This window comes from Mumia sp. (genome assembly GCF_028803055.1).
In the GTDB taxonomy this organism is placed as follows: Bacteria; Actinomycetota; Actinomycetes; order Propionibacteriales; family Nocardioidaceae; genus Mumia.
The window spans coordinates 1-6,688 of sequence record NZ_JARBCJ010000175.1; the positions used below are offsets into that span (position 1 = coordinate 1).

The window sequence follows — 6,688 nt, forward strand, 5'->3', positions numbered from 1 at the left end:
CGCTCCAGGGTGCGGACGGCCTCGTGCGCGGTCAGCTCACCGCGGATGCGGAAGTCGCTCCCGAAGGCACGCGTGAGCTCGCCTTCGACGCGTTCGAGGAGAGCCGGGTCGCGGTCGACGGCGAGCAGCATCGGGCGCGCGGAGTCCCCCGCGCGGGCATGGGCCATGAGCGAACGCTATCCAGGGCGCAGTCCGCCGACCACGTCCTTTGCAGTCTCCGCTCAGACGTCGACGAGCAACGGCACGCGCATCTCGGCCGGGGTCACCGACCCGTGGAAGCCGGCCATGCGGAGCTCGATCCCGAAGTGACGCGACGAGAACACGCCGAAGTCACCGAGCGAGGCCACCACGACGTCGCCGATCCGGGGACGGACGGCGTCGTCGATCGAGCCGAACCAACCGGCGGCCTCGGCCTCGTCCCTGGTGAGGACCAGAGCCTGCTCTCCGACGCGGTCGCGCCAACGACCGGCGACCTCGTGCTCGGCACCGGACCGCGTGTAGAGGTGGCGGAACCGCGCCTCACCGGCGAAGACCGTCACGTCGGTCAGCAGCTGGGGCTCCGCCTCGACGTCGAACCGTCCGGCGCGCGGGAGGTCGAGCATCCCGTGGTCGGCGGTGACGAGCATCGCCGTCCCCGACCCGAGCTCGGCACGCAGGTCGGCGAGGTCGTGGTCGATGCCGCGCAGGCGGTCACGCCACTCCGGGGAGGTGCAGCCCTTCTCGTGGCCGGTGTGGTCGAGCGTCGACTCGTACGTGTAGACCAGCGACCCCGGCGTCGCCTCGGAAGCCTCCACGACCACGTCGAGGCGCTCGTACACCGAGCCGAACGGGTGGAACGGCACCCCGCCCTGGCTGCACACGGTCAACCCGCTGCCCTCGAACTCGGCCTTGTTGACCGTCGACGTCGGGATGCCGGCGGCGTCGATGCGCTCGAACATCGTCGGGTACGGCTGCCACTGCGAGGGGTCGACCTGAGGGTCCCAGCGCAGCGAGTTCATGACGCGGTCGGTGCCGGGGATCCGGCTCGTGTAGCCGACGACGCCGTGGCGCCCGGGCGGCAGCCCGGTGCCCAGCGACGTGAGGCTCGTGGCGGTGGTCGACGGCAGACCACTGAGCAGCGGCTCACGGTCGAGGAGGCCCGCGAGGTACGGGGCCGCATCAGCGTGCTCGGCGAGCAGGTCGTAGCCGAGCCCGTCGACGAGCACGACCACGTAGCGCTCGGCGGGGGGCAGCCCGAGGGTGTCGGTCCAGCTGGGGACGCCCATCGCCGCCGCGACGCTCGGGAGCACCGAGGTCAGAGCACGGGCGTCGTAGTCGACGGCAGGAAGCACCGTCCCGGCAGCCGTCACCGCGGACGGCTCGTCGCCGCCGACAGCTCACGGGTGAAGGCGAGCAGACGCTGCACGGCGGCACCGCCGTCGGCGGCCGCGCTGACGCGCAGCGAGAAGTCGTCGGCAGTCGCCGAGCCGGTGTATCCGTGGTCGGCCTCGCAGTCGGGGTCGGAGCAGGCGGCCGGCTCCAGGTCGAGACGCCGTACTGCGCCCCAGCCGATCGTCAGGACGGCCTCGGCAGGGTCGTTGGACCGGTCCGAGGTGACGGCGGTGGCCGTCGGAACGGTGCGGGTGACCACGACCGAGTCGACGGCGCGCAGCGGCACCGCCTCGGTCGTCGTCGAGGTGTAGGGCTCCGGCAGCACGTCGTCGGCCGGGTGCTCGTCGGTGTGGGCCAGGACCAGGCGTGTGGGCGTCAGGGTCAGCACCGTCATGTGGCGGCGCACCTCGTCACCGTCGAACGTGGGCTCGTGGTGGAGCACGTACGCGAGGACGGGCTCGCCCGCGAGCGCATCGGCGATCCCGGCGGCCACCACCTGCGGGTAGTAGCCGGTGGTCTCGATGTCGGCGCTCAGCGTGGCGGTGCGGTCGCCCGGCTGGTCCGAGGTCTCGGTCTCGGGCCGCTGCGGCAACGGATGTCGGTTGGCCATGTCTACCAGTCTCCCACTGTCACGGAAGTCACGTCGGCCCCTCCCCGGAACCTGGCGCCGCCACCTCATGCGCCGGCCAACGTGTCTCCGAGGCCAGCCGGCGTGCTGAGGCGCCGCACGTACCAGTCGCGCCGGGTGTCGGTCGGCTGCGCGACCCGTGCGCGCGCCTTGAGGACGTGGTGTCCCGCGGGGCTCGCGACCACCGGCTCGAGGCTCAGCTCCGACACCTCGGGAAGGTCGTCCTTGAGCGCGGCGACCCGCTGCAGGAGGTCCTCGATGGACTTGAGGTCGGCACGAGGTCCGCCGCGGTAGCCGAACAGGAGCGGCGCCGACTTCAGCTCGCGGATCATGCTGGCGACGTCGACGTCGGTGACCGGCGGGATCCGGTACGAGCGGTCCTCGAGCAGGTCTGCGGCCGCGCCCGAGAGCGCGAACGACAGCACCGGCCCGAAGAGCGGGTCCTCGACCGTACGGATCGACATCGGGACGCCGGGAGGTGCCATCTTCTGGACGACGAACATCGCGCGCTCCGGCGGGCCGATGTCGGCGGTCATCACCGCCCACGCCTCACGCATGTCGTCGGCGTCAGCGATGTTGCGCCAGACGTGGGTGAGATCAGGGCGTGCCCGGACCGTGTCGGCGGTCGCCTTGAGCACGACGTTCCATTCGAACTGCTCCCCTGCCGCGATCGCGGCCTCGAGCGTCGGAGCCGGCTCCCAGTCCCACAGGTCGATGCCGTACATGGCGAGCAGCTGGTGCACCTCGTCGTCGGTGAGCCATCCGCCATCGGGGTTGCGAGCGAGCCCGGCGCGGACGAGGTCGCTGGCGGCCGTACGGTCGACGTCGTCGTAGTGGGCGATCACGCCCTGCTCGCTGCCTGCCCACTGCGCATAGCTGACGACGCGCGCCAGTGCGCGTACGGCGGACTCAGGCGCCGAGTACGACGGGACCGAGCCGCGCCCCGCCGCCCCCTCGACGTCCGGGACGCGCAGCAGCTCGGGCACCCCCTCGGTGCCGAGGAAGGTCGAGACGATCGGCTTGTCGGACTGCTCCCCCACGGCAGCGAGCACGTTGGCGACCTCCTCGCCGGAGGTGTTGACCGGCGGGATGTAGACGGCCACGATCGCGTCCACCTCGGGGTTGTCGATCGCAGCGTCGAGGGCGGCCTCGAAGTCGTCGGCACCGGCGCTCGCGCCGAGCGCGATGGGTTCGGCGACGGTGAGTCCGGACGCGGCGGCGGCGTCGGCGACCAGCAGCGCCAGCGCGTCGCTGTTGCCGACCACCGCGACCCGCGGACCGCGCGGCAGCGGCTGGTGGGCGAGCAGCTGGGCGACGTCGAACATCTCGCCGAGCGTGTCGACCTGGATGACGCCCGCCTGACGGAACATCGCATCGACCGCCGACTGCGGGGCCGTCGTCTTGCGCACGGCATGCCCCACCGGGACGCCCTGCGTCGAGCGACCCGACTTCACGGCCACGATCGGCTTCTTGCGGCCGACGCGCCGGGCGATGCGGGAGAACTTGCGGGGGTTGCCGATCGACTCGAGGTAGAGCAGCACGACCTCGGTCGCGTCGTCCTCCTCCCAGTACTGGAGGAGGTCGTTGCCGGAGACGTCGGCGCGGTTGCCCGCGGAGACGAAGGTGGACAGTCCGAGGCCCCGGCGGTCGACGTTCTCGAGGATCGCGAGACCCAGCGCGCCGGACTGGCAGAAGAACCCGACGCGCCCACGCGGCGGGATGATCGGCGACAACGACGCGTTGAGGCGTACGCGTGAGGAGGTGTTGATGACCCCCAGGCAGTTCGGCCCGACCAGACGCAACCCGTACGACCGGGCGAGCCCGACCAGACGACGCTGACGCCGGCGTCCCTCCTCGCCGATCTCGGCGAATCCTGAGGAGATCACGACCAGGCCGTGGACGCCCTTGGCGGCGCAGTCGAGCACGACCTCGGGGACCGACTCGGCGGGGACGGCGATGACGGCGAGGTCGACCTCGCCCGGGATGTCCTGGACCTTCTTGTAGGCCGGGAGACCGGAGACCGCCTCCGCCTGCGGGTTCACCGCATAGACGGCGCCGGCGAAGTCGCCCAGCACGAGGTTGCGGATCATGCCCTGGCCGATGGTGTCCTGACGCCGGCTGGCACCGATGACGGCGACACTGCGGGCGTTGAAGAAGCGCTCGATCGAGGCGGCCTCGGCCCGGTGCTCGCGGGACTGCATGACCCCGATCGCGGTCTCGGTCGGGTCGATCGAGAAGACCAGACGCATCACGCCGTCCTCGACGCTGCGCTCGACCTGGTAGCCCTGGTCGCGGAAGACCTGGATCATGCGGACGTTCGCCGGGAGCACGTCGGCCACGAACCGGTGGATGCCCATCTCGCGGCCGGCCTGCGCCAGGTGCTCGAGCAGCAGCTGTCCGAGCCCGCGTCCCTGGTGGTCGTCCTCGACGAGGAACGCGACCTCTGCCTCCCCTTCGCCGACCGCGTCATAGCGCCCGACGGCGATGATGCTGTCGCCGATCGTCACGACGAACGCGACCCGGGTCAGGTAGTCGACCACGGTGAACCGCTTGACGTCTCGGTCGGAGAGGGTCGGGTACGGCGCGAAGAACCGGTAGTACTTCGACTGCTCCGAGACGCGGGAGTAGAAGCGTACGAGCTCGTCGGCGTCCTCGGGGATGATCGGTCGGAGGTGGGCGGTGCCGCCGTCACGGAGCACCACGTCCGCCTCCCAGTGCTCGGGGTAGCGGTCGTCAGGTGCGTCGGATTGCTCGGCCACACCCAGAATCTACCGTCTGCTGCCCGGGTCACGGCGTCGCGACCCAGGGTCGTCGAGACGATGGCCTAGGGTTCTCTGGAGCGCTGACCGAGGCAGCGACCGACGAGAGAGGACGTGCATGGCCCGTCGTACGCCGAGCGCCCCGCCACCGGCCGACTACGAGGAGCACATCCTCGACGTCGACGTGCGCGAGGAGATGCGGTCGAGCTTTCTGGAGTACGCCTACTCGGTCATCTACTCCCGTGCGCTGCCCGATGCCCGCGACGGCCTGAAGCCGGTCCAGCGTCGGATCCTCTACACGATGGACGACATGAACCTGCGGCCCGACCGCGGGACGGTCAAGAGCGCGCGCGTGGTCGGCGAGGTCATGGGTCGCCTCCACCCGCACGGAGACGGGTCGATCTACGACGCGCTCGTCCGGATGGTCCAGCCGTGGTCCCTGCGGCTCCCGCTGGTGCACGGCCAGGGCAACTTCGGCTCTCCCGACGACGGTCCCGCCGCGATGCGCTACACCGAGTGCCGGATGGCGCCGCCGGCGACCGCGATGACCGAGAGCATCGACGAGGACACCGTCGACTTCCGGCCCAACTACGACTCCCGCGAGGAGGAGCCGTCGGTCCTGCCCGCCGCGCTCCCCAACCTCCTCGTCAACGGAGCGTCCGGCATCGCCGTGGGCATGGCGACCAACATGGCGCCGCACAACCTCGTCGAGGTCGTCCAGGCCCTGCGCCACCTGATCAAGAAGCCGGACGCGTCCCTGGACGACCTGATGCGCTTCGTTCCCGGCCCTGACCTCCCGACCGGGGGCAAGATCGTCGGTCTCGAGGGCATCCGAGAGGCCTACGCGACCGGCCGAGGCAAGTTCATGATGCGTGCGTCGGCCCAGATCGAGAGCATCACGCCCCGCCGCAAGGGCATCGTGATCAAGCAGCTCCCCTACAACGTGGGGCCCGAGAAGGTCATCGAGCGGATCAAGACCCTGGTCCAGTCCAAGAAGCTCCAGGGCATCTCCGACCTCAAGAACCTCTCCGAGGCCGACATCAACCTGGTGATCGAGGTCAAGAACGGCTTCAACCCCGACGCGGTGCTCGCCCAGCTCTACAAGATGACGCCGCTGGAGGACTCCTTCGGGATCAACAACGTCGCCCTCGTCGACGGGCAGCCGCGCACTCTCGGGCTCAAGGAGCTCCTGGAGGTGTTCCTCGCCCACCGCCTCGACGTGGTGCGACGCCGCAGCGAGTTCCGCCGCCGCAAGGCCGCCGACCGCCTGCACCTCGTCGAGGGGCTGCTGATCGCGATCCTCGACATCGACGAGGTCATCCAGCTGGTCCGGAGCAGCGACACCCGCAGCGAGGCGCACGAGCGGCTCAAGTCCGTCTTCGACCTCTCCGACGTCCAGGCCTCCTACATCCTCGACCTCCAGCTGGGCCGGCTGACCCGGACGTCACGGATCGAGCTCGAGCGGGAAGCCGACGAGCTCCGCGCGACGATCGAGCAGCTCGACGCGATCCTGGCCGACGAGACGATGCTCAGGGGCCTGGTGTCGGACGAGCTGGGCGAGGTCGCCAAGAAGTACGGCACCCCTCGGCGTACGGTCCTGCTGGAGAGCGCCGGTCAGGCCGTCACGGCCGCCGTCCCGCTCGAGGTCACCGACGACCCCTGCTACGTCCTGCTCTCCGCCACCGGTCTGCTCGCACGCACCACCGACGACACGGTCCCGGAGATCGAGTCCGGGCGCCACCTCCACGACGTCGTCGCCTCGGCCGTCCGTACGACCGCCCGCGGCGAGGTCGGGCTCCTCACCTCGGCGGGCCGCGTCATCAAGCTGTCGGTCATCGACCTCCCCGGCCTTCCCCCCACCGCGGCCGCGCCCAACCTCCAGGGCGGCGTGCCGCTGACGGAGATGACCACGACGGGTCTAGGCCCGGAC

The 6,688-nt window shown here is 70.8% G+C and carries 4 protein-coding genes; 1 reads left to right on the forward strand and 3 read right to left on the reverse strand.

Annotated elements, in window-relative coordinates:
• Positions 1–221: 221 nt before the first annotated feature.
• The 3 genes from PV363_RS14455 to PV363_RS14465 all read right to left on the reverse strand — a co-directional run bounded on the left by PV363_RS14455 (position 222) and on the right by PV363_RS14465 (position 4,758).
• On the reverse strand, positions 222–1,349 hold the full coding sequence (locus PV363_RS14455; RefSeq protein ID WP_301022680.1) for a nucleotide pyrophosphatase/phosphodiesterase family protein: 1,128 nt from the start codon (positions 1,347–1,349) through the stop codon (positions 222–224).
• Positions 1,346–1,981 (reverse strand): DUF5998 family protein, encoded by a 636-nt coding sequence (locus PV363_RS14460; protein ID WP_220344468.1) that lies wholly within the window; start codon positions 1,979–1,981, stop codon positions 1,346–1,348. Before PV363_RS14460 ends, PV363_RS14455 begins: the two co-directional genes overlap by 4 nt.
• Before the next feature lie 65 nt (positions 1,982–2,046).
• A complete protein-coding gene (locus PV363_RS14465) occupies positions 2,047–4,758 on the reverse strand; it encodes a bifunctional GNAT family N-acetyltransferase/acetate--CoA ligase family protein (RefSeq protein ID WP_220344467.1) in 2,712 nt (903 codons plus the stop codon).
• Positions 4,759–4,876: 118 nt separating this feature from the next.
• Here PV363_RS14465 and PV363_RS14470 point away from each other — a divergent pair.
• Positions 4,877–6,688, forward strand: a 1,812-nt coding sequence (locus PV363_RS14470; protein ID WP_301022681.1) for a DNA topoisomerase IV subunit A, incomplete at its 3' end; no start/stop codon positions are given.

Excerpts from the sequence above, each read along its gene's own strand:
- PV363_RS14460 (WP_220344468.1), bottom strand. The coding sequence starts at position 1,981 with ATGGCCAACCGACATCCGTTGCCGCAGCGGCCCGAGACCGAGACCTCG.